This is a genomic window from Archaeoglobaceae archaeon (assembly GCA_038734275.1).
In the GTDB taxonomy this organism is placed as follows: Archaea; Halobacteriota; Archaeoglobi; order Archaeoglobales; family Archaeoglobaceae; genus WYZ-LMO2.
Map to the genome: position 1 here is coordinate 55,469 of JAVYOO010000006.1, position 21,702 is coordinate 77,170.

Annotated in this window: 26 protein-coding genes; 19 read left to right on the top strand and 7 right to left on the bottom strand. The window is 41.5% G+C overall.

Annotation, left to right across the window (positions count from 1 at the left end; genetic code table 11):
* The first annotated feature begins 142 nt into the window (after positions 1-142).
* The 7 genes from QXI54_06955 to QXI54_06985 are packed head-to-tail and all read left to right on the top strand — an operon-like array spanning position 143 to position 7,485.
* Positions 143-1,642 (top strand): 2-isopropylmalate synthase, encoded by a 1,500-nt coding sequence (locus QXI54_06955; protein MEM0302887.1) that lies wholly within the window; start codon positions 143-145, stop codon positions 1,640-1,642.
* 1 nt (position 1,643) lies between these two features.
* Positions 1,644-2,462 (top strand): diaminopimelate epimerase, encoded by an 819-nt coding sequence (gene dapF, locus QXI54_06960; protein ID MEM0302888.1) that lies wholly within the window; start codon positions 1,644-1,646, stop codon positions 2,460-2,462.
* Positions 2,452-3,192, top strand: a complete 741-nt coding sequence (locus QXI54_06965; GenBank protein ID MEM0302889.1) for a hydrolase — start codon at positions 2,452-2,454, stop codon at positions 3,190-3,192. The genes dapF and QXI54_06965 overlap by 11 nt, the downstream gene beginning before the upstream one ends.
* A 57-nt stretch (positions 3,193-3,249) precedes the next feature.
* Entirely contained in the window at positions 3,250-4,767 is a 1,518-nt protein-coding gene (locus tag QXI54_06970) for a radical SAM protein (protein MEM0302890.1), read from the top strand.
* A gap of 36 nt (positions 4,768-4,803) precedes the next feature.
* Positions 4,804-5,763, top strand: a complete 960-nt coding sequence (locus QXI54_06975; GenBank protein ID MEM0302891.1) for an iron ABC transporter permease — start codon at positions 4,804-4,806, stop codon at positions 5,761-5,763.
* Positions 5,760-6,953, top strand: coding sequence for an ABC transporter ATP-binding protein (locus tag QXI54_06980; GenBank protein MEM0302892.1), 1,194 nt, complete (start codon positions 5,760-5,762; stop codon positions 6,951-6,953). Before QXI54_06975 ends, QXI54_06980 begins: the two co-directional genes overlap by 4 nt.
* Positions 6,925-7,485, top strand: a complete 561-nt coding sequence (locus tag QXI54_06985; GenBank protein MEM0302893.1) for an adenosylcobinamide amidohydrolase — start codon at positions 6,925-6,927, stop codon at positions 7,483-7,485. Before QXI54_06980 ends, QXI54_06985 begins: the two co-directional genes overlap by 29 nt.
* Positions 7,486-7,489: 4 nt before the next feature.
* On the opposite strand, the gene QXI54_06990 is transcribed toward QXI54_06985, so the two are convergent.
* Positions 7,490-8,515: a substrate-binding domain-containing protein gene (locus QXI54_06990; protein ID MEM0302894.1), complete on the bottom strand. Its 1,026-nt coding sequence runs from the start codon at positions 8,513-8,515 to the stop codon at positions 7,490-7,492.
* A gap of 83 nt (positions 8,516-8,598) precedes the next feature.
* Here QXI54_06990 and wtpA point away from each other — a divergent pair, with 83 nt between their 5' ends.
* The 3 genes from wtpA to wtpC are packed head-to-tail and all read left to right on the top strand — an operon-like array spanning position 8,599 to position 11,329.
* Positions 8,599-9,570: a tungstate ABC transporter substrate-binding protein WtpA gene (gene wtpA, locus QXI54_06995; protein MEM0302895.1), complete on the top strand. Its 972-nt coding sequence runs from the start codon at positions 8,599-8,601 to the stop codon at positions 9,568-9,570.
* Positions 9,567-10,298: an ABC transporter permease gene (locus QXI54_07000; GenBank protein MEM0302896.1), complete on the top strand. Its 732-nt coding sequence runs from the start codon at positions 9,567-9,569 to the stop codon at positions 10,296-10,298. The genes wtpA and QXI54_07000 overlap by 4 nt, the downstream gene beginning before the upstream one ends.
* Entirely contained in the window at positions 10,292-11,329 is a 1,038-nt protein-coding gene (wtpC, locus tag QXI54_07005; protein ID MEM0302897.1) for a tungstate ABC transporter ATP-binding protein WtpC, read from the top strand. The genes QXI54_07000 and wtpC overlap by 7 nt, the downstream gene beginning before the upstream one ends.
* Positions 11,330-11,331: 2 nt before the next feature.
* Here the strand turns inward: wtpC and mobB are convergent, their stop codons facing one another.
* Genes mobB through QXI54_07020 form a run of 3 tightly spaced genes read right to left on the bottom strand, consistent with a single transcriptional unit; the run spans position 11,332 to position 13,433 of the window.
* Positions 11,332-11,736 (bottom strand): molybdopterin-guanine dinucleotide biosynthesis protein B, encoded by a 405-nt coding sequence (mobB, locus tag QXI54_07010; GenBank protein ID MEM0302898.1) that lies wholly within the window; start codon positions 11,734-11,736, stop codon positions 11,332-11,334.
* Complete coding sequence (locus QXI54_07015) at positions 11,736-12,965, bottom strand: UbiD family decarboxylase (protein MEM0302899.1); 1,230 nt, start codon at positions 12,963-12,965, stop codon at positions 11,736-11,738. The genes mobB and QXI54_07015 overlap by 1 nt, the downstream gene beginning before the upstream one ends.
* A 21-nt stretch (positions 12,966-12,986) precedes the next feature.
* A complete protein-coding gene (locus QXI54_07020; GenBank protein ID MEM0302900.1) occupies positions 12,987-13,433 on the bottom strand; it encodes an EVE domain-containing protein in 447 nt (148 codons plus the stop codon).
* Positions 13,434-13,518: 85 nt separating this feature from the next.
* Here QXI54_07020 and trxA point away from each other — a divergent pair, with 85 nt between their 5' ends.
* From trxA to QXI54_07050, 6 genes are all read left to right on the top strand, one after another.
* Positions 13,519-13,917 (top strand): thioredoxin, encoded by a 399-nt coding sequence (gene trxA / locus QXI54_07025; protein MEM0302901.1) that lies wholly within the window; start codon positions 13,519-13,521, stop codon positions 13,915-13,917.
* A 19-nt stretch (positions 13,918-13,936) separates the two neighbouring features.
* Positions 13,937-14,164 (top strand): hypothetical protein, encoded by a 228-nt coding sequence (locus QXI54_07030; GenBank protein ID MEM0302902.1) that lies wholly within the window; start codon positions 13,937-13,939, stop codon positions 14,162-14,164.
* Positions 14,165-14,245: 81 nt separating this feature from the next.
* Entirely contained in the window at positions 14,246-14,893 is a 648-nt protein-coding gene (locus tag QXI54_07035) for a 50S ribosomal protein L1 (GenBank protein ID MEM0302903.1), read from the top strand.
* Positions 14,893-15,897 (top strand): 50S ribosomal protein L10, encoded by a 1,005-nt coding sequence (locus tag QXI54_07040; GenBank protein MEM0302904.1) that lies wholly within the window; start codon positions 14,893-14,895, stop codon positions 15,895-15,897. The genes QXI54_07035 and QXI54_07040 overlap by 1 nt, the downstream gene beginning before the upstream one ends.
* 15 nt (positions 15,898-15,912) lie before the next feature.
* Entirely contained in the window at positions 15,913-16,227 is a 315-nt protein-coding gene (gene rpl12p / locus QXI54_07045; GenBank protein ID MEM0302905.1) for a 50S ribosomal protein P1, read from the top strand.
* A 244-nt stretch (positions 16,228-16,471) separates the two neighbouring features.
* Positions 16,472-16,675, top strand: a complete 204-nt coding sequence (locus QXI54_07050) for a histone family protein (GenBank protein ID MEM0302906.1) — start codon at positions 16,472-16,474, stop codon at positions 16,673-16,675.
* Positions 16,676-16,700: 25 nt separating this feature from the next.
* Here the strand turns inward: QXI54_07050 and QXI54_07055 are convergent, their stop codons facing one another.
* Both QXI54_07055 and asd read right to left on the bottom strand, forming a co-directional pair.
* Positions 16,701-17,399: a glucose-6-phosphate isomerase family protein gene (locus tag QXI54_07055; protein ID MEM0302907.1), complete on the bottom strand. Its 699-nt coding sequence runs from the start codon at positions 17,397-17,399 to the stop codon at positions 16,701-16,703.
* A gap of 66 nt (positions 17,400-17,465) precedes the next feature.
* Entirely contained in the window at positions 17,466-18,494 is a 1,029-nt protein-coding gene (gene asd / locus QXI54_07060) for an aspartate-semialdehyde dehydrogenase (GenBank protein ID MEM0302908.1), read from the bottom strand.
* A gap of 104 nt (positions 18,495-18,598) precedes the next feature.
* Between asd and QXI54_07065 the strand changes: the two genes are divergently transcribed.
* Positions 18,599-19,162: an HVO_0476 family zinc finger protein gene (locus QXI54_07065; GenBank protein MEM0302909.1), complete on the top strand. Its 564-nt coding sequence runs from the start codon at positions 18,599-18,601 to the stop codon at positions 19,160-19,162.
* Positions 19,143-20,099 carry a nucleotidyltransferase domain-containing protein gene (locus tag QXI54_07070; protein ID MEM0302910.1) on the top strand — a complete coding sequence of 319 codons (957 nt, stop codon included), beginning with the start codon at positions 19,143-19,145 and terminating at the stop codon, positions 20,097-20,099. Before QXI54_07065 ends, QXI54_07070 begins: the two co-directional genes overlap by 20 nt.
* 127 nt (positions 20,100-20,226) lie before the next feature.
* Here QXI54_07070 and QXI54_07075 read toward each other — a convergent pair whose 3' ends face one another.
* Positions 20,227-20,967 (bottom strand): ROK family protein, encoded by a 741-nt coding sequence (locus QXI54_07075; GenBank protein MEM0302911.1) that lies wholly within the window; start codon positions 20,965-20,967, stop codon positions 20,227-20,229.
* A gap of 41 nt (positions 20,968-21,008) precedes the next feature.
* Between QXI54_07075 and QXI54_07080 the strand changes: the two genes are divergently transcribed.
* Positions 21,009-21,614 carry a TIGR00296 family protein gene (locus QXI54_07080; GenBank protein MEM0302912.1) on the top strand — a complete coding sequence of 202 codons (606 nt, stop codon included), beginning with the start codon at positions 21,009-21,011 and terminating at the stop codon, positions 21,612-21,614.
* Positions 21,615-21,702: the final 88 nt, after the last annotated feature.

The following is a 21,702-nucleotide window of genomic DNA, read 5'->3' on the forward strand; positions in this document are numbered from 1 at the left end:
GATCAAAAAATATACAGAAATTCGCTAAACTTTTGTCCCAAAATATGTATTTCCTTAGTATCTTGCTCCGAAAATTGTATAAGTAATGTTAATTAAAAAACCTACCGAAAATAATTTAGATCAATTGAAACTATGCTCTGCGATGAGAACTGTAAGAATTTTCGACACCACGCTCAGAGATGGGGAACAAATGCCCGGAATCTCTCTAACTCCAGTTTACAAAGTTCAAATAGCTAAGGCCCTCGATAGACTTGGAGTAGATGTTATTGAGGCTGGTTTTCCATCGATTTCAAAAGGAGAATTTGAAGCTGTGAAAGAAATCTCCTCGCTCGGCTTGAATGCTGAAATTTGCGGACTTGCAAGAATTGTTAGGGAAGACATAGACTCAGCGATTAATGCGGGAGTGGACATGATTCACGTTTTCACACCCACATCAAAAATACAGGTTGAGCACACACTTAGGATCAGCCGAGAAGAGATAATAGAGAGGGCTGTTGAATGTGTCGAATACGTTAAAGCTCATGGGCTAAAATGTATGTTCTCAGCAATGGATGCTACAAGAACGGAATTGGATTATCTCATAAGAATTTACAAAGCGGTAGAATCTGCAAAGGTCGACATCATAAACATCCCCGATACTGTTGGGGTTGCAACCCCTTTTAAATTCTATGAGCTCGTTAAAAAATTAAGAGAAGAATTAAAAGTCCTAATAGATGTTCACTGCCATAACGACTTTGGGTTAGCTGTTGCGAATAGCTATTCTGCAGTTCTCGCAGGAGCGGACGAAGTTCAGGTTACCGTCAATGGCATTGGAGAGAGGGCTGGAAATGCCAGTCTTGAGCAAGTAGTCATGATTTTGCATGCAATTGAAGGAATCAGAACTAATATAAAAACCGAACTGCTTTTTGACACTTCAAAACTCGTGGAAAGACTTACTGGCGTAAAAATGCCACCTAACACGCCGATAATTGGAGAGAATGCATTTAGCCACGAGAGTGGAATTCACGCTCACGGAGTCATAAAAGAGTCTTCAACTTTCGAGCCCGGCGTTCTCAAGCCCGAAATGGTTGGTCATCGCAGAAGAATCGTGATAGGAAAGCATGCTGGGAGATTCCAGATAAGGAAAATACTCGAAGATGCAGGCTACGTGGTCGATGATGAGACTCTAAACAAGATATTCGAAAAAGTCAAGGAAATGGGTGATCGTGGCAAAAAAGTCACTGATCGAGATTTATTCACAATCACAGAAATCGTGCTTGGGGAGTTGAAGAGAGAAGAGAGAATAATTTCTGTTGACGAAATCACGGTTATAACAGGAAACAAGATAACTCCCACAGCCGTTATAAATGCGGAAGTCATGGGAGAGAAGAAAGTGGCTTCTGCCATTGGCGTTGGACCCGTTGACGCTTCGCTTAAGGCGGTTATGCAGTTGGTAGGTGGTGGTATGCATATAAGGGAGTTCAAGCTTGATGCAATTAGCGGAGGCAGTGATGCCATTGCAGAAGTTTATGTTACAGTCGAAGACGATAAAGGAAACGTATTCACATCTCGAGGTGCGGCACAGGACATAGTGATGGCTTCTTTTGATGCGGTTATCAATGCTGTGAACTATCTGCTACTAATGCGGAGGCGAAAGTCCTGATATGAAGTTCACTAAAATGCACGGAAACGGAAACGACTTCGTGCTAATCGATGAATTTCACAAGACTTTAGTTCCTGAAGAAAAAAAGGCAAAATTTGCCAAGTGGGTGTGCAACAGAAATTTCGCAGTAGGATCGGACGGAGTTATCTTTGTCCAGCCTTCCCAGATTGCGGATGCAAAGTTTCGATTCTTCAACCCAGATGGTAGCGAAGCAAAGATGTGTGGAAATGGAATCAGGTGCTTTTCCAGATACGTAGTTGAAGAAGGTTATGCGGGTAAAAAATTGAAAGTGGAGACGCTCGCAGGGATCAAAGAGCTTGAAGTTAGCTTTGACGGAACCTGGTGGGTAAAGGTAGATATGGGCAAGCCAGAGTTCGATTCAGATAAAATACCTGCAAAAAGAAAGGTATGGGACGAGGACATTGAGCTTGAAGGGAGAAAGTTCAGGCTTTACGCTGTAAACACAGGTGTGCCACACGTTGTTATTTTTGTTGATGACTTCGATTTCGACGTTGTCAGCATTGGAAGAAAAATAAGATTCCTCGAAGTTTTTCCTGAAGGAACAAACGTTAACTTTGCGAGATTCGATGGTTCAAAATTCTACGTAAGAACTTACGAAAGGGGCGTGGAAAACGAAACGCTAAGCTGTGGAACTGGAAGCGTTGCGGTTGTCGCTGTTGCGAAAAAGCTTGGAATTGTGGACAAGGCAGAAGTTATAACAAAAGGTGGTGTCCTGAAAATTGAAATTGGCGACACAGCATTCATGACCGGCTCAGCAACAAGAGTTTTTGATGCTGAGCTAAGAGAATATGAAATTTGAGAACCGCCTTGTCCTCTCCGCAATGGCTGGCATAAACAACGCAGATTTTTGCATAAAGCAAAAGGCTTCTCTCGTAATTCTTGGCGGTTTTAACGCTGACAAAGGAGCCATAGAAGCGGGAATTAAAGCCATGGCAAGGGGCAGAAAGGAGTTCATTTTTGATGATCCGCTTGAAGGCATTGAAAGAGAAATCAAGAAGATAAAAGGAAAAAATTTTGCAGTTAACGTTCGATCCTCAAGCCATGAAGGCTACATCGAGACCGCAAAACTCGTTGAAGAATATGATGGAATTTTAGAAATAAATGCGCACTGCAGACAGCCTGAATTTGTTTCAGCGAGATGCGGAGAATGGCTTCTCTTTAACGCTGAAGAGCTTTTCAAAATAGTCGAAATGGTATCAAAAATCACAAGAACTGCTGTAAAGCTTCGGGGAGGCTACAATCTCGACTACGAGAAGCTTAGCGCTAAAATTTTCGAAAAGGGTTGTTCAATCGTTCACATCGATGCAATGATCCCAAAAGGTGGATGTGATCTTTCTCTGATTCATAGAATTTCGAAACATGGCTTTACGATAGCAAACAACTCCTTTGTGGATATAAACTCTGGCGAGAGCATGATAAAGGCTGGAGCAAGGATGGTTTCTGCTGCGAGAGCGGTGCTTAAAGACGAGAATTTTTTTGAAAAGATGCTCTCAAGTAAAATTCTATCTGAGCCAGTGGAACTGCGATAAGACCTCAACGCAATTTATATATAATACAAGTCCACAGAAGTTAAAGGTTGAGATATAATGACAAACGTGATATACCAGACTCAATCCCTCTGTCCTGAATGCCTAAGGATCGTGGATGCAGAAGTTTATGAAGAAGATAATCGGGTAATGATCAGAAAAAGCTGTTCTGAGCATGGAGAAGTTGTTGATGTTTACTGGGAAGATGCAGAATTCTTTAAAAAGGCAATGCGATTTGCTTCTGAGGGCAAAAAAGTTGATCCAATAACGGAATACAAAAGATGTCCTTTCAGCTGTGGAATTTGCGACAATCACAAAACCCATCCCGCTTTGCTTAACATTGCGGTAACCAACAGATGCGATTTTGCGTGCTGGTATTGTTTCTTCTACGCGGAACGCTCTGGGTTCGTTTTTGAGCCAACTATAGAACAGATAAAAAACATGGTCAGGACTGCGAAGAATTTGAAGCCTATTGCCTGCAATGGAGTCCAGCTAACTGGTGGAGAACCAGCATTGAGAGAGGACTTGATAGAGGTAATCAAAGCAGTAAAATCAGAAGGAGTAAAGCATGTTCAGCTTAACACAAACGGAATAAGGCTTGCAAAAGATCCAGATTTTGCCTTAGAGGTTAAAAAAGCAGGAGTTGATGTTGTTTACCTCTCATTCGATGGATTAGACGAGAAAACAAACCCGAAAAATCATCGAGAGATCCCGAGAATATTTGAAAACTGCAGAAAAGCTCAGCTTGACCTTGTTCTTGTTCCAACGATAATAAAGAACGTTAACGATCATCAACTCGGAGATATGATAAGATTTGCAGCCAAAAACATCGATTTAGTCCGCTCGGTAAGCATTCAGCCAGTCAGTTTTGTTGGAAAAATGTCAAACAGAGATTTGAAGAAATACAGAATAACAATTCCCGGATGCATCAAGGCAATAGAAGAGCAGACAAATGGCGAAATCTCGAGAGAGGATTTTTATCCGATGTCGAGCTCCCTTCCGATAACGAGATTCGTAGAAGCCATCACGGGAGTGCCTCAGTATACATTTACGCCCCACTTCGCCTGTGGTGTTGTAACAACGGTCTTTAGAGACGGGGAAAAGCTTATTCCAATAACAAGGTTTGTTGACGCTGAAGGTTTGCTCGAATACATGGCTGAAAGGGCTGAAGAGATCAAAAACAGCAGATTTAAGAAAATTAAAGTCTTTAAGAGCTTTTTAGACCTCAGAAAGTTTTTCGATTTGTCCAAGGCACCGAAAAGCTTCGATGTGTCGAAGTTGCTTTTCAAGGTTCTTGTGGAGCACAGCTATTTTGCCTTATACGAGTGGCATAGAAAGTCAATTCTTTTAGCGATGATGCACTTCCAAGACCTATACAACTACGATCTTGCAAGAGTTCAGAAGTGTATCATCCACTATGGCTCACCCGACGGCAGAATAATACCCTTCTGCACTTACAACGTCTTGCCTGAAATTTATCGAGACAGAATACAGAGAGAATTTGGAATTCCGCTTGAGGAGTGGAAAAGAAGGCATGGATTGAAAGAAGAAGCAACAATAAAAGTTCCGAGTAAGTAAAGAAAGCCTTATTATACGTTAAGACGACTTGACTTTGTGAAAATTCCCCTGCTAATCGCTTTGAACTTACTCGTCCTTTTCACTTCTCTCAGCATAGGTAGCGCTCATTACGGATTCGGCGAACTTTTGGAAGTTATTCGAGGCACAGCAGATGAGACCGCGAAGGCGATAATACTCGACTACAGATTGCCAAGAGTTCTGCTTGCAATGATCGTTGGCGCATCGCTGTCCGCTTCAGGATGCTCACTTCAGGCTTTGTTCAGAAATCCGCTTGCGGAACCTTACGTTCTTGGGATAGCAAGTGGTGCAAGCCTTGGTGCGATTTTATCGGTTGTTTTTGGGCTTAACGTGTTCGGGAGAATTATGCTCGCCTTTGTGTCAGCAATCCTTACCGCATACCTGGTATTCTTCATCGGAAACACAAAGAAGTTCAGAGATCAGAGCTATGCAATACTACTCGCTGGAATCGCTATAGCTTCTTTTCTTTCAGGAATTAACTCCCTTCTTATTTATCTGCACTCTCAAAGTCTTCATCAAGTAGTGTTCTGGCTTATGGGAAGCTTTTCAAATCCACAGTGGGAAGAGATTTACTTCTGCCTTCCCTTTTTGCTCATTGGAATCTCTTTTCTGCTTGCAACCTCCTGGAATCTGAACGCATTGCTTTTGGGCGATGAACATGCAAGAGCTGTGGGAATCAACGTGGACAGATACAGATCAGAGCTCATACTGTTCACCTCACTGCTAACATCCACAGCGGTAGCGGTTAGCGGTGTTATCGGATTCGTTGGAATAATAATTCCACACACAGTCAGAATTTTGATTGGAGAAGAGCACAGAAAGCTTTTGCCTGCAACTATACTGCTCGCAACAGCATTCATGCCCCTTGTAGATATATTTGCAAGAATTTCAACAAGCGGGGAAATTCCAGTTGGAGCTATTACTGCAATGCTTGGCGGACCCTTCTTCTTATACTTGCTTCTAAGGAGAGGGCTATGAGGCTAAAAATCGAGGGTCTAACTGTAAAGCTCGGAAGTTCTGAAGTTCTCAAGGATATCACTGTAGAGGCAAATGAAGGTGACTTCATCGCTTTACTTGGTCCCAATGGCAGTGGAAAGTCCACTCTGCTGAGAACCATCTTTGGAGTGATCAAGCCAATGAAAGGCGTTGTATTTTTCGATGGAAAAGAGCAAGAAATGGGTTATCTTCCACAGGATAGTGCTGATACAAACCTGAAGGCAATAGAAGTCGTCCTTCTTGGCAGAACACCATATCTGGGCAGAATAAAGATCCCGAAGGAAAAAGATTATGAGATTGCCTTAAAGGCTCTTAAGGACGTTGGCATCGAAAACCTTGCTGAAAGAAGGTTCTCTGAGCTCAGCGGTGGTGAGAAACAAAAGGTTCTTTTGGCAAGACTTTTCGCTCAGGAACCGAAGGTTCTTCTGCTCGATGAACCCACCGCCCATCTCGACATTTCTTCACAACTCGAGATTATGAGAATCATAAAGGAGCTTTCGAGAGACAGAATTGCCATTGTAGCCCTCCACGACATAAACCTTGCCCTATCATTTGCAAACCGCATATTTATGATAAAAAGCGGTAAAGTAATTTACGCGGGAAATCCGAGAGAAGTAATTACTGAAGATAGCATAAGGGACATCTTCGGAATTGAAGTAAGCGTAAGAAGACATGGGCAGATCTACGTTATTCCAAAGGTAAAGTCAAGCAGAAATGGTAAAAAAGTCCATTTGATCTGTGGTGGTGGAAGCGGAAGCGATATTATCCATTTGCTTAACATAAACGGATTTTCTGTTTCAGCTGGTGTTCTAAACGCTCTTGACTCCGATTGGGACACAATTTCGGAACTTGGGGGAGAAATAATTGATGCCCCGCCCTTCTCTGAGATAAGCGATGAAGCTTTTTACAGAAATTTGGAAGCTATAAAGAAAGCAGATGCAGTTGTTTTGGCAAATCTTAGTATAGGCAAGGGTAACTTTAAAAATCTGCTGTCCGCAAAGTTTGCAGGCGAACTTGGCAAGCTGATCGTTGTGCACAAGAGCGATTTCAAAGAAAGAAACTTCGCTGGTGAAGAAGCGGAAAAAATTTACTCAGAAATTCTAAAGAAGGCAATTGTTGTCAAAAATGAGGAGGAAGTTCTGAATGCCATACAAAAACTACTATCTCGATGATACAACTCTCATAGTCCACGGAAATTTCTTCGGCGTGAGCACGGGGCTTCTTGGTGGGTGGAAGAGCGTTAAATCTGCGTTTAATCACACTGTCAGCGACGAATTCTACAAAATGGACCCTGTTGATTATTTAAAGCTTGTAGCGAAAAAATACGGGCTAAAAAGCTATTTTGGTCTTTTAACCGCAGTATCAATGAAAAATCTGAGCATTAAAAGCCATGGTAGTGTCACAGCCTTTGTTACCGCGGGAGTGGATAATCCAAACGATATGACAATTAACATAATCCTCGTGCTTGAGGCGAAGGTGAGCAAAGCGGGATTGCTGAACGCCATTATTACGGCAACTGAGGCAAAGAGTAAAGCTTTATTTGAGCTTGGCTACAAATTCACAGGCACCACTACTGACGCGGTCGTCGTGCTGAGCACGATGAATGGAAAATACGAGAGATTTACGGGTCCAGCAACCTTTCTCGGGAAGGCAATCTGGAAATGCGTTTCGCATGCAGTGAAGGAAAGCCTTGAAAAGGGATGAGTATTCAGGTCAATTTATAGCCTGAAGTGATCTTGATCAGACTTTCGAACCAATCAGAATTCATGAGCTCTTTTAAGCGTTCAATCGCTTTTGATTTTCTATTCTTCAATGCAAAGCATTCGTAAGACTCCCAAACAACGTGGAAAAACCTCAAATTGTATTTCTCTGCGAAGAACCGAATCAAAAGCCCCACATCGAATTTCGATTCCGAGATCTGCTTGGCTACTTCTTCATGAGTGTAGAATTCGGTCTCGTAGCCCTGAATGCTTTCAATAGCCAAATTTAGCTTCTTTGAATGTTCTTTGAGGATTTGATCCAAAATCAACCTCGTCCCCGAACCCCTGTTCCTGTTAGCCAATCTCAATTCTCCCCTAAGAATTTCAGCCATGAGTTCTTCAAAGCTTTCGAATTTCAAATCCTTTCGGTAAGCCATCACAATCTCTCTCTCAAAACCCCCAAGCTTTTCAACCATGTCCTTAAGCCAGAATTTTTCAAGAAAACTGGAGTTGTAGCTACCAGATTGGGGATCATAAAGATGCATGCATGCAACATCTGCTTCGCCAAGGGTAAGCATTGCCAATGCCATCCCAGAACCAATGTTTAGACTTCTAACGCTGAATTCTTCGCTGAGCTTTTCGATGACCGCTGACAAAATTGGATCGTGGCTGTGTGCAATCACAATCTCTGCTTCTTCCGCGATCGCATTCATTTTTCCTGCTAAGCCCAATTTTTCAAGCCTTGCGTTAGCCTTTTCGTAGACTTCAAGCAGTTTTTTCCCAAAATCGGTCAATTCAGCTTTTCCACCTTCCCTGCCCCCCTTCCTGGCTTCGACGATCTTTTTGCCAGTTAAACGTTCCATTCTGCTTATCGTGTTCCAGAGTTTTGCATAAGGGATCCCAAGAGCCCTTGAAGCTGAAATTAAAGATTTGTTTTCATCTAATGCTCTTAAAATGCTTGCTATCCTGAAATCAACGATCTTATCGCCCCGATATTCGATCAAAGCTTCGTAGCGAACAGTGATTTCTTCCATGAAAAAAGTCGTGGCGAGGTTTAAAAGCGTTATTCGTTTTTTGATAACGAAAAATTTTTTATTGAGCATTGCTTTTGTATTGCATGAAAGAAGTTGCGATAATCTTGGTTGTGCTTTTCATATCAATTATCGCTCTGGCATTTCATTTTCAAAATCAGAGCTCAGAAAAGATTATAATATTCCATGCGGGTTCTTTGAGTGTTCCAATCACAGAAATTGGCAAGCAATTTGAAAAAATTCATGGCATCGAAGTTCAGGCTGAGGCAAGTGGAAGCGTTGAAGCAATAAGGAAAATAACCGATCTTGGTAAAAAAGCAGACGTTTTGGCTGTCTCTGATTACTCGCTGATCCAGAAAATACTCACCCCTGAATACGCAGATTTCTGTATAATTTTTGCAAGAAACGAGATCGTTTTGGCATACTCAAAGAACAGCAGGTATGCAAATGAAATAAATGCCTCAAACTGGTTCGAAATTCTGCAGAGAGACGTCAAAATCGGCTTAAGTGATCCCAATCTCGATCCATGCGGTTACAGAGCGTTAATGGTCTTAAAGCTTGCAGAAATTTATTATGGCAAAGGCATTTTCAGAGAAGTCATTGAGAAACACACAAGCATAACTTCTTCAGGTAGCACCATATTTGTTCCCGAAAGTATAAAAACAGATGAAAAAATCGTTATAAGACCAAAAGAAGTCGATTTGTCCGCACTCGTAGCTACTGGAGCAATAGATTACATTCTGATCTACAAAAGCGTGGCCAAACAGCACAATTTGAGCTACATTGAACTTCCAGCTGAAATAAACCTCGGAAGCTATGAAAAGGCAAAATACTACGCTCAGATCAGCGTTATGGTTAAAAATGAGACAATAAAAGGTGAGCCCATTGCCTATGGTATCACGATTTTGAAAGATGCACCAAATAAAAAATACGCAATCGAATTCCTTAGATTTTTGCTGAATGAAAACGGCAAGAGAATATTTGAGCTAAATCATCACGATCCAACTACTCCATTAGTCATAGGAACAGTTCCAGAAGGCTTAGAGGTGGTTGAATGAGAGACTACTTCTCAATATTTTTGGCTATAATTGGCTCCTTTTTAATCCTGTTCATCCTGATTCCAATTTTGCTAATCTTAGCAACTCAAATGCTTGATTTCAATTCACTGCTAAAAGCCATGGGCGATGAGCTCGTTTTAAGCTCACTGCTTAACTCAATCGCAACTTCAACAGCCACAATGCTAATTTCGTTGCTATTCGGCGTTCCGTTGGGCTATCTGCTTGCAAGAAGCAACTTCGCGGGAAAGAGATTCGTTCAGGGAGTCGTTGATCTCCCAATAGTGATCCCACACTCAGTTGTTGGCATAATGCTTTTGCTTACGTTCTCCAAGGCAATACTGGACAACCATCTTGGAATAATATCCGCCATGCTTTTTGTTTCCGCCTCATTCACCATTAACTCCGCAAGAGATGGCTTTCTTGCAGTTGACGAAAAAGCGGAGTTCGTGGCAAGAACCCTTGGAGCAAGCAGATTTAAAGTCTTCTTCACAGTCTCAATACCACTTGCGCTCCCATCAATACTGACGGGAGCCATAATGACCTGGGCAAGAGCCATGAGTGAGGTTGGAGCAATTTTAATAGTTGCATACTATCCTAAGACTGCCCAAGTGCTTGTAATGGACTACTTCAACAACTATGGTCTTAGCGCAGCACAGCCAATTGCGGTAATCCTGATTCTGATTAGCTTGGCTCTCTTCATTTTGCTGAGGGGGTATTGCAAATGCTAAAGGTTGAAGACTTATCTAAAAGCTGGAAAGGATTCAGGCTCGAGAAAATCAGCTTTGAAGTCAAAAAAGGAGAATACTTCATACTTCTCGGACCAAGCGGAGCGGGAAAGACATTACTACTTGAGACGATTGCAGGAATTTATAAGCCAGATAATGGCAGAGTTCTGCTTGAAGGCAATGAAATTACGCATTTGCCCCCTGAAAAGAGAAACATCGCCTACATACCACAAAACTATGGTCTTTTTCCGCACTTAAATGCCTACGAGAATATAGCCTATGGACTTAAACTAAGAAAAATTGGCAAGGATAAAATTCGAAGAGAAGTTGAGCAAATTGCAGAAACGCTTGAGATCAAGAATTTGCTAAATAAGAATGTCAAGGCGTTGAGCGGTGGAGAACAGCAGAGAGTTGCAATCGCGAGAGCTTTGGTTGTTAAACCCAAAATTCTTCTTCTCGATGAACCATTTTCAAACCTCGATGCAAACTTAAAAACTAAGCTAATGAAGGAAATGAAGGTTTGGAGAAAAGATTTTTGCTTTACTGCGATCCACGTAACGCATTCTTTCGAGGAGGCAATTCTTTTGGGTGATCGTGCTGGAATAATGATCAATGGAAAGCTGGAGCAAGTGGGAGAGATAAAAGAAGTTTTCTCGAAACCCGAAAATGAAAGAGTTGCAAAATTTTTAGGGCATGAAAATATACTTGAAGGTGAAGCAGAAGGAAATTTTGTCAAAGTAAACGGATTGAAAATAGAGATCCCAATAAAGGCTTATGGAAAGCTTAGAATCACAATACCGCCAGAAGGAATACTCATTTCTAAGGTGCATTTTGTTAGCTCAGCAAGAAACAACTTCAGAGCGAAAATTGATGGTTTTGAGGACTTGGGGGCAATGGTGAAACTTAAACTATCCATCGAAGGCATCATGCTTTCCGCTTACCTGACCAAAGCCTCCTTTATAGAGATGGGGCTTTCTGAAGGCGAAGAAGTTTACGTAAGCTTTAAAGCCACTTCTGTGCACGTTTTCGGTTGAAATCACTTTTTAACAAGCCTTAAAATGAAGCTCACGAGTTCTTCGAAATTTCCCCTGTATTTAAAAACAACATTTTTGTAATCTCCATTGTCGAGGGCGATTTTAGGATAGTTCTCTTTTGAAAATCCTTCTGTCAAAATGAGATCATAGCCTTTGAAGAACCCAGCCACTGTCTTCAGGTCTCCTCCTCGCTGTATCACCGCCACCTTGTCATTCGAAACTATTGCCACGTCTGCGCCAGCCTTGAAAATCCTGTCAGAGTCTTTTCCTTCAACGTCGAGCTCAAAACCCTTATGTGCATGCTTTATTACCGCCACTTTTACCCCTTTGCTAATCAGAATTGGGACAAGCTTTTCTATAAGAGTTGTTTTTCCAGTATTCGACTTCCCAACAATGCTCAGAATCATTAAATCACTCTTTCGAATTCTTTCGCTCTTTTAAGCGGTTTTGTCGCATCTATTCCCCATTTAGTCGTAGTTTCATCCGCAGAAGGATCAAGACTGCTCCCTCTTGCCCCCTTTACGATAACCAAGTCTCTGTCCGCCTGAAATCTCGTGGCTATTGCGTAATCGACGTCTTCGTAGCTGAAAATGTCTATATCTTCATCCACGACTATGACCCCTTTAAGGCTTGGGTTCGCAGACAATGCTGCGAGAATTGCGTTCTTTGCATCGCCATCTGTTTTTTTCTCAATCTGAACAACCGCATGGAAGTAGTTTCTGCTTCCAGTTGTTGTGACAACATTTTTAACCTTGCAAACATTCGAAACAAAGCGATAAATGATTGGCTCATACGGAACTCCCATCAGAATGCGGTGCTCCATGCCTCCGGGGGTTATTGAGTAGTAAATGAAGTCTTCTTTGGCAAAGAATTCGTCAATAACGAGCACGGGCTCTTTTCTAACGTCATCGTAAGTCCCAGTTATGTCTACAAAGGGCCCTTCATCAGTGGTTTCCGCTGTAATTCTGCCAAAAAGAGCGATCTCGGAGTCAGGAACGAGCAGATCGCCTTTTCGGTATAGAGTTAAACCATTCATCAGCTTTGAAGCGTAGCTGAACTCCTCGCCAACACCAACTCTTGTGGCTGAGGCAAGCAAAAATAGCGGATGCACTCCTATGCAGACCGCAACCTTAAGTTCTTCGCCATTCTCAATAGCGTCTCTCCACATCAAATAAGTGTGCCTCGGGGCCACGAGGCGAATTGCGAAGCTTTTCTCGTCGATCAGCATCATTCTGTGTATACTCGCATTGAAGCGCTCTCTTTTGGCTATAACAACTCCTCCCGTGACATATCTTGAGCGATCTTTCGGAAAATACTTTATGATCGGCAAATCGAATAAATTCACTTTCCTTTTCCTCAAACCAAGTTCAGAAAAGTCTTTAAATGAAATTTTTTCCTCTTTTTCGTAAATTTTTGCAAGTTCAACTGCAAGTCTCCTTGGATCTGCATTTAAATATGCTGCAAGAAGTTCTCTTGAACTTACGAAGTTCTTGGCAACTTTTTTGCCTTCTACTGTCAAAATAACTGGCTTATCCATCAGACCTTTTCGCTTAATGGTATCGAGAACTTCATCGTGTCTTAGGTTTTCATCCAGAACTACGGGATTTACTGTTTTTATCACTTCTCTCAGATTCATATCGCTGGGACGCCTTTTGGTTTATTTTTTCTTTGCTGAAATGATTGTTGCATAATCCTTCTCGCTGATTTCTCTCATAGCCTTGCCCATTAAATGCCCCGTCCACTTTTTCTTGTTCTTGATTAGATCCAGTTTTGGAATCAGAGATTTAAAATCGATTGGTTCTTTAAAGATTTCTACGGGCTTTATTTTTATTCTTAGCGGAAAAATTTCGTTTCCCATACCCTTGGGCGATTTGAAGATTCTTGAAGAGTCTTTGAAAACCTCAGAAGTCGCTTCGAACTCCGCAACAATTCTTGGCTCTTTAATCTCATCGTCTTTTCTTTCCTGCTTGAGATAAATCAAAAGCCTGTCGCCATTTTTTACCTTTGAAATTGTGTTTTTATGTCTTTCGGGAACACCCCAGATGTTTTTGTTTTTTATAATTTCCCAGTTCTCTTCAGTCGTGATGCAAAGCCAGAAAGCCATAAAGAATCATGAAGATCAACATTATAAAATTCTTTCGATATCAATGACGGGCAAAATTTAAAATAAATGGCAAAGTCTAAATACCATGGATGAACTCGAAGAGATACGAAAGAAAAAGCTCATGGAGTTGATGAAGATGGCTGATAAAAAAGATAATTTGAGCGAACCCGTGAAACTGGATTCCAAGAATTTTGACGAGATCACGAAAAAGAATGAGAACGTTGTGGTGGACTTCTGGGCGGAATGGTGCATGCCCTGCAGATATATTGCACCAATAATTGATGAACTTGCAAAAGAATACGCTGGAAAGGTTGTATTCGGTAAATTGAACGTCGATGAAAATCAGAATATTGCAGTTCGATTTGGAATTTCTGCTATTCCAACGCTTATATTCTTCAAAAATGGGAGAGCAATAGATCAAATCGTAGGAGCGATGCCCAAAAAAGAGATAAAGAGATGGATAGAAACAAATATTCAGCGGTAGTGAATCTGGAGGAGAGAGTATGGAGCTTGTATGCAAGGCATGTGGGAAAAAGATAGCGATCGATGAAAAATTCGGCATTCAGGAATGTAGCTGTGGAGCTTATTATCGAAGAAGCAGGGATTTCTCACAAAAGTGGGTTTTTGCAGGCTTTGGCAAGGCTACAAAGGAGAAGACCAAAGAAGAACTGGAAAGCAAGGAAGAAAAGGAAAAATATGAAGTTCAGAAGCTCAGAAAGAAGAAGAGCTGAACCGATAGTTTAAAATACTGTGGGTTAAATTTTCAAGATCCGTAGGAGGCTCCAAAGCCGTAGCACTACGGGAGGGATAAAATGCTTGTGCAGAAGGATGAATTAATAAAGGCTATAAATGAAGCGATATCCAAATCAAAGGACAGAAAGTTCACCGAAACGGTTGAGATGGCAGTAAATTTGAGAAATGTAGACATGAAGAAACCAGAGAACAGAATAGATACTATGGTTTATCTACCACATGGTCTCGGAAAGCCAAGAAAAGTGGGGGTATTTGCAAGAGGAGAGACTGTCCTTAAGGCAAAAAGTGCAAATGCAGATCTTGTTCTGACTCCCGAAGACATAGAAGCGCTATCGAAGGATAAAAGAAGGGCGAGAAAAATTGCCAATGACATAGACTTCTTTATTGCTGAAGCACCGCTAATGGCGGAGATAGGTAAAAAGCTGGGGGCAATACTGGGTCCTAGGGGAAAAATTCCACAACCTATACCTCCCCTTTCAGATCCAAAGCCTTTGATAGACCGCCTCAGGAATTCTGTAAAGATAAGAACAAGAGATAAGCTAACCTTCCATGTTCCAATAGGAATCAAAACAATGAAACCGGAAGCGATTTCAGACAACGCCTTGGAAGTGTTAAAGGTCGTTGAAAACAAGTATGAGAACCCCACACTCGTGCTGAAGTCTGTTTTTGTTAAAACAACAATGGGCCCAGCAGTAAGGGTGATATAATGGCTGCGATAAAGGGTCTTCCTCCCCAGTGGAAGATAAACGAAGTGGAAGAGCTCAGGAAGATTATATCCTCACACAAAGTTTTAGCTATAGTAAACTTTGAAAAAGTGCCTGCAAACCTGATGCAAAGGGTAAAAAGAGAGCTAAAGGGGACTGCAGAACTGAGAGTCGTAAAAAAGACTCTTCTAAACTTGGCTCTTGATTCTATCGGCGGAGGCTATGAAAAGCTGAAAGAATTCACCAAAGGCCAGATTGCAATTATTGCCACAAACGAGAATCCATTCAAGATCTACAAAAGACTTGAAGGTCTCAAGGTTGACATGCCTTTAAAGCCAAACCAAGTTTCACCGATCGATGTGGTCGTAAACGAGGGGCCAACTCCACTACCTCCAGGCCCTGCGATGGCAGAACTTCAAATGGCAGGTATTCCTGCAGCTGTTGAAAAGGGAAAAGTCGTTATAAAAACGAAGACAACAGTTGTTAAAGCTGGAGAAGTCGTAAAGCCAGAAGTAGCAAAGGCGCTTGAAAAACTGAACATAAAACCCCTAAAAATCGGACTCGAAACCATTGCAGTCTACGATGGAGTGATTCTAACACCGGATCTTTTGAAGATCGATGAGGAATCAATATTAAAGGACTTCCAGAATGCCTATCGGATTGCATTGAATCTCGCTGTTAACTGCTGTTATGTTACAAAAGAGACTGCGGGCATTCTGCTAATGAAGGCCTATATGGATGCAAAGAATCTCGCTATAAACGCAGGAATCTTCGAAAGAGACATAATGCCAGATCTTCTTGTAAAAGCTCATGCTGAAATGCTTTCCATTGCATCATTACTACCTCCCGAAGCTCTTGATGATGAACTTACCGCTCTTGTTAAAAAAGAGGGGGCTAAACAAGTAGAAAAGGTAGAGGAGAGGAAAGAGGAGGAGAGAAAGGAGGATAAAGAAGAGGAGAAAAAAGAGGAGGAGGCTATAGAAGGGCTTGCCTCGTTATTTGGATAAAAGGAGGTGTTGAAAATGGAGTATATATATGCGGCCTTGTTGTTGCACTCCGCGGGAAAGGCTATCAATGAAGAGAACGTAAAAGCAGTTCTTCAGGCTGCAGGGGTTGCTGTAAACGAAGCTCGAGTCAAGGCACTGGTTGCAGCGCTTGAAGGTATTAACATAAGCGAGGCTTTGCAAAAGACAGCGATGCCCATGGTCGCCCCAGTAAGTGCCCAGCCATCCACACCTGCAGAAAAGAAGGAGGAGAAGAAAGAAGAGAAGAAGAAGGAAGAAGAGGAGAAGAAAGAAGAGGAAGCCATCGAAGGACTAGCAGCATTATTTGGCTAATATTTTTTAGAATTTTTTAGATAGATTAAATTTCTCATTTAAGATTTTATATTTATATTCCGCTTCCATAAATTGTCTGGACAAAATCATCCCGATGTATCTAACAAAACACTCTTTTCTTCAACTTCAGAACAACATTGAAGCCCAAAAATTCAAAAGATCGTTTCCTGTGGAACTTCTACCGAAAAGTATATATATACCTAATACTAAATTTTATAGCGAAAGGAGAAAGGAGGTGGGTTGAATGGCTGAACTACCTATGGCACCAGTAGATAGATTGATTAGGAAGGCTGGTGCTGAAAGGGTAAGTGCGGATGCTGTGCAGAAGATGGTTGAAGTCCTCGAAGACTACGCAGTTCAGGTTGCAAAGAAGGCAGTAGACATTGCAAAGCACTCTGGAAGAAAGACCGTTACAGCAGACGACATAAAGCTCGCAACCTCGATGTAAAGAGTATAGAAGACTAAAATTTTTACTAATTTTTTAAATATTTTTTGAATAGATTTAAATGCTTTTCCGGCGCAACAAGAAACTCAAGTCTTTCGATTTCATTGACGAGATAATACATTTCCTCACCCATATTATCAAATGGTTCCAGAAAACGAAGCTCAGGATGCGTTGGATAATTCGTGTTCTTAAGCCATTCCTGGTTTACGTAATAATAGCAGGCCCCTCTGAGATTCGTGTATGGCTCGTAAATAGAAACAAAGTCTCTACAAACCCAGTTAGAGGTTAGAAGAACTTTTTTTGTTGGATTTATTGTCACATGACCACAGTTAGGCGGAACTATAACAAGATCTCCCTTCTCTGCCTCAATTGCAATGCAGTCGACAACTTGCTCCCCCTCTCTTCGCTGGATAACAAATATGGCCTTACCATCCAGAACCTGATACACTTCGGGATAAGTTAGCCCTGCGGAATTTTTTGGATGATAATGCCCATATGTTTTCACGTTCTCTCCACCGATTTCTGCAGGCGGGATGATTGTGAAGTCGTATCTGAGCTTTGCATTCAGAATTTTCTCTCTATGCTTAGCGCATTCATAAATGTCTCTAAACATGTAATAGGCATCAAAGTCACCCAAAAGTTTGTCAGGATAGGCTAAAACTGGCCTAAGATCACTTGCTCTCCTGACTTCCGCCCTGAAAAGAAACTCTCCAAACTCGTATTCCATGAAAATGATAGTAGAAGAGCATTAAAAATTTTTGCAAAATAAAATGAATACGGATGCTTATATGCCTCAGACCATCTTCTCCTTAACGAGGAGTTCTGCATTCAATATGCTCGCTCCAGCTGCACCACGAATTGTGTTATGTCCAAGAACGATGTATTTTATGCCCCAAGCATCCTTTCTAATTCTACCCACCACAACACTCATTCCCTTGCCTGTATCGCGATCAAGCCTCGGCTGTGGTCGATCAATCTCATTCCTAATGACAATCACTTTTTCTGGTGAAGATGGCAGATCCAATGGTTTTAATGAATTAAATGCCTCCTTTACTTCTTCAATACTAACATCTCTCTCAAATTCAACCCAAACAGCTTCAGTGTGTCCGTCTATTACGGGAACGCGATGGCAGGAAGCGGAGATCTTTATCTTTGCAAACTCAATTCTGTCGCCCTTAAACGTCCCAAGCATCTTAAGCGGTTCACTTTCGCATTTTTCTTCCTCATTCTTAATGAATGGAATTATATTATCTGTGATCGCAAGAGAGGGAACTCCCGGATACCCTGCACCACTCAGAGCCTGCATCGAAGCAATTCTAACACTTTTCAATCCGAAATTCATCAGCGGTTTGAGAGTAATAACGAACATTGTGCTCGTGCAATTTGGATTCGTTATGATATATCCGTCCCATTTCCTTCTCTTTTTCTGCACTTCTATGAGTTTCAAATGGTCCGCATTAACCTCAGGAATTACAAGCGGGACATCTTCTTCCATTCTAAAAGCTGAGGCATTGCTTGAAACAACAAAACCGGCTTCAGCAAATTTTGGTTCAACTTCTTTTGCTATATCTGCAGGCAATGCTGAGAACACTATGTCCGCATCAACTTGCTTTGGATCAAGCGGAACCATTTCAACGTCTTTAGCATACTCTGGAATGTTTGCAGATACGATCCAATCAACTTCACTCCCATATTTTCTCCCGATTCTTCTTTCAGATGCTGCAAGGCTTTTTAATCTAAACCACGGATGATTTTCAAGTAGCTGAATAAATTTCTGGCCCACCATCCCTGTAGCTCCCAAGACACAGACGTCATAATGCATGTTTTGAAAGTTTTCTCTGGAATTAAAAATCTATCGAAAAAGGATGCTGCAAAAATTTAAATGCGTGTAAAAATTTATTTTAAGTCGCGTTGAGAACTGAATACATGAAAACAGAAATCTACTGCGATAACTGCAGGGAAGTTACAGAACACGTGAGTGTGAAAGAGAATTTATATCGCTGTTCCATTTGCGGAACTCATGTTCATCTTACGCCAGAGAAAGAAGTTGAGTTGAAAGCAATACTTAGCGAGGAAGACATTACAAAGATAGGAACTGTCAAGCTACCTGAAGGAGAAGAGATAGTTAAAGGAGATGAGCTAATAGTTGATCTCGAAGGAGAAAGTAAGCTTGGTAGGGTAACTGCTATTCAATTAAAAAATGGCACCACAGTAGAGTTCGCAAAGGCTCGGGAAGCAAGAGCTATATGGTTAAAAGAGGTTGGAGAAGTTTACGTTAAATTTAGTCTTCACAAAAGAGCGGTCACAACTCCCTACAAGGCACTATTTGATGGTGAAACCGAGTTTGCCATAGGCGAAGAAATTGAAATTGATGGAAAAAGATACCTTATCAAAAGAATTAAGCTCATAGATGGAAGATTGCTCAAAAAAGATGGAGAGAGAGCGGTTGCTAAGGATATAAAGAGAGTCTATGCGACCTATACGCCTTAGAGACTTTGTGAGAATAGGAGATCTCTATTTTTCCGTTCTTGGCTACAAAAATTCTGAGAAGGTAAAATGCTTCCTTCGATATGCTCCCCACGAGAAAGGAGATAGGATAAAAGACGAAAAAAGATTCAAAAAACTGTCTCATGAGGAGGCATTGGCTCATCCAATTGCGAAAAGATATTACGATAGTGGAATATTTCGAATTCCAGCAAGAGACATCGAGGAGGTTTTCAAACCAGAAGAAAAGCTAAGAGATGCGATGGACTCAAATGTTTCGAGAATTGTGGAGTTTTTCAGCTCGATTCCTACTGAACAGATGGGCGTAACTGGCTCAAGGCTAATTGGCTTACAGAGCGACGAATCCGATGTTGATTTTATCGTTTACGGACGCTGGTGGTTTATTGCAAGGGAAAAGCTGAGAAAAGGAATAGAAACTGGCAAACTTTTGGATTTGGATGAATCAGCTTGGGAATTCATTTACAGAAAAAGAAAGGTTCCGCTTCCCTATGAGATCTTTGTCGCTCATGAGAAAAGAAAATTCCATAGAGCCTATTTAGGCGAAACATACTTCGATTTGCTTTACGTAAGAGGCTACGAAGAAATAGACAACTCTGTGCCTGAAGAAATGGGGGTTAAGGCAGGTAAGAGAGTTATCGAAGCCAAGGTGACAGACGATCGTTACATCTTTGACTATCCCGCATACTATCCAGTCGAGCACAAAGAAGTTAAAGCGATTCTATGCTTCACTCACACATTCGCTGGACAGGCTTTTAAGGGGGAAAAGGTTGTTGCAAGGGGAGATCTCGAAATTATAGATAGTGAAAAATACTTGGTTGTCGGAACCAAAAGAGAAGTCGAGGACGAGTTTATAGTCTCAATCGATCTGATGAAAAAAGAGGGGCTGGAGATATCTGACTACAGATGGCTACTTTCTTCTTAGCTGAATCAAAATACTCTCTCAACCGGAACCATCTTCATCAGAGCAGAATTCAAAGAATCTTTTCCCCCTTTGACCACATTACCTTTTTACGGACTTTGAAATTTGAACTTTAAAAACTCGGAAAATTCTACAAATTTAGCAGGTCCTTTGCAAGCAATGCAGAGCCTTTTGCAACCGCATAGTCGTCTTTTATAACCCTGAACTCAGGTTTAAACACTTCGGGAATAAGTTTTGAAACTTCTTCTGAAATCACTTGCTCATTCAGCCTTCCTCCGATTCTACCTCCAAAAGTGACGATTTCTGGATTCAGAAGCATTATTGCATTCGCTATTGCAATACAGAACAGTTTAAAACCTTTAGTGTCATAGATTGTCCCATTTTCAAGCTTTTCCTTTACATCTTTGATTGCCCAGCCCCCGAAATAGCATTCAAGATGCCCATAGCCCCCGCACTTGCATTTCCTTCGCCCTCCAACATAAGAATGCCCGAGCTCGCCAGCAAGCCCATCGCCTTTGTAAAGCTTACCTCCCACCACAATGCCAGTTCCAATCCCAGTTCCAACGGTGAGCGAGAGAACGTTATTCTTACCCGTTACCTTTGCTGAATAATAGGCAAAACACTTTGCATCGTTTTCAACAATTTTTGGCTTATCAGTCTCGATTTTTGGAATTCTTTCAAGGTTTGGAGCTCCTACTGGTTTGCCATTTTTGAACCAGACCGCAATTCCAATGCCAATGGCTTCATAATCAACATCGATCTTGCTTAAATCGAATTCCTTCGTTTTAAAGGTTCCAACTACTTCGAAGTCTTCATTTTTGAGCAGAACCACGTCGGTGTTAGTTCCGCCGATGTCAACGCCGAGGATCATGAAGCAACAAGGTTATTAATTTAAAAATCCTTTTCCATTTTATGAAGCTAAGCCCTGAAGATGGTGAAAAGGCAGTTAAGCTTGCGAGAAGAGCAATAGAGGAGTATCTTGAAAATAAGAAAGTCATTCAAGATCGACTCGAGGGTGTATTCGCCCAAAAGAGAGGAGTTTTTACAACTCTGATCAAAAATAATGATTTGAGAGGATGTATAGGATTTCCCTACCCAATAAAGAGGCTTGACGAAGCAATAATCGAATCTGCAATAGCTGCAGCGGTAGATGATCCAAGATTTGAGCCCGTGCGGAGATCAGAGATGGATGAGATCACCGTAGAAGTTACGATCTTAACAGAACCAGAAAAAATCAATGCAAAGCCAAAAGATTTGCCAAAATTTGTTGAGATCGGTAAGCATGGCTTAATGGTAAGAAAAGGTTTGTTTTCGGGGCTTCTTTTGCCTCAAGTTGCAGTAGAGTTCGGCTTCGACGCAGAGGAATTTCTAAGCCAGACCTGTATGAAAGCTGGGCTTCCACCAGACTGCTGGCTAAGTGGAGCAGAAGTTTATAGATTCGAAGGGCAGATCTTTAAAGAGGTCGAACCGAGAGGGGCGGTGGTTGAAGTTGATATAAGAAGCTGTCAGCAGAGCTGAGAATTTTATTTTTGATTTTTGGTTGTCTCGCTGTTGCTTTAAGCCCTATAAGGTTCATATTGAATCTAAATTAAAAAATAAAAAATTA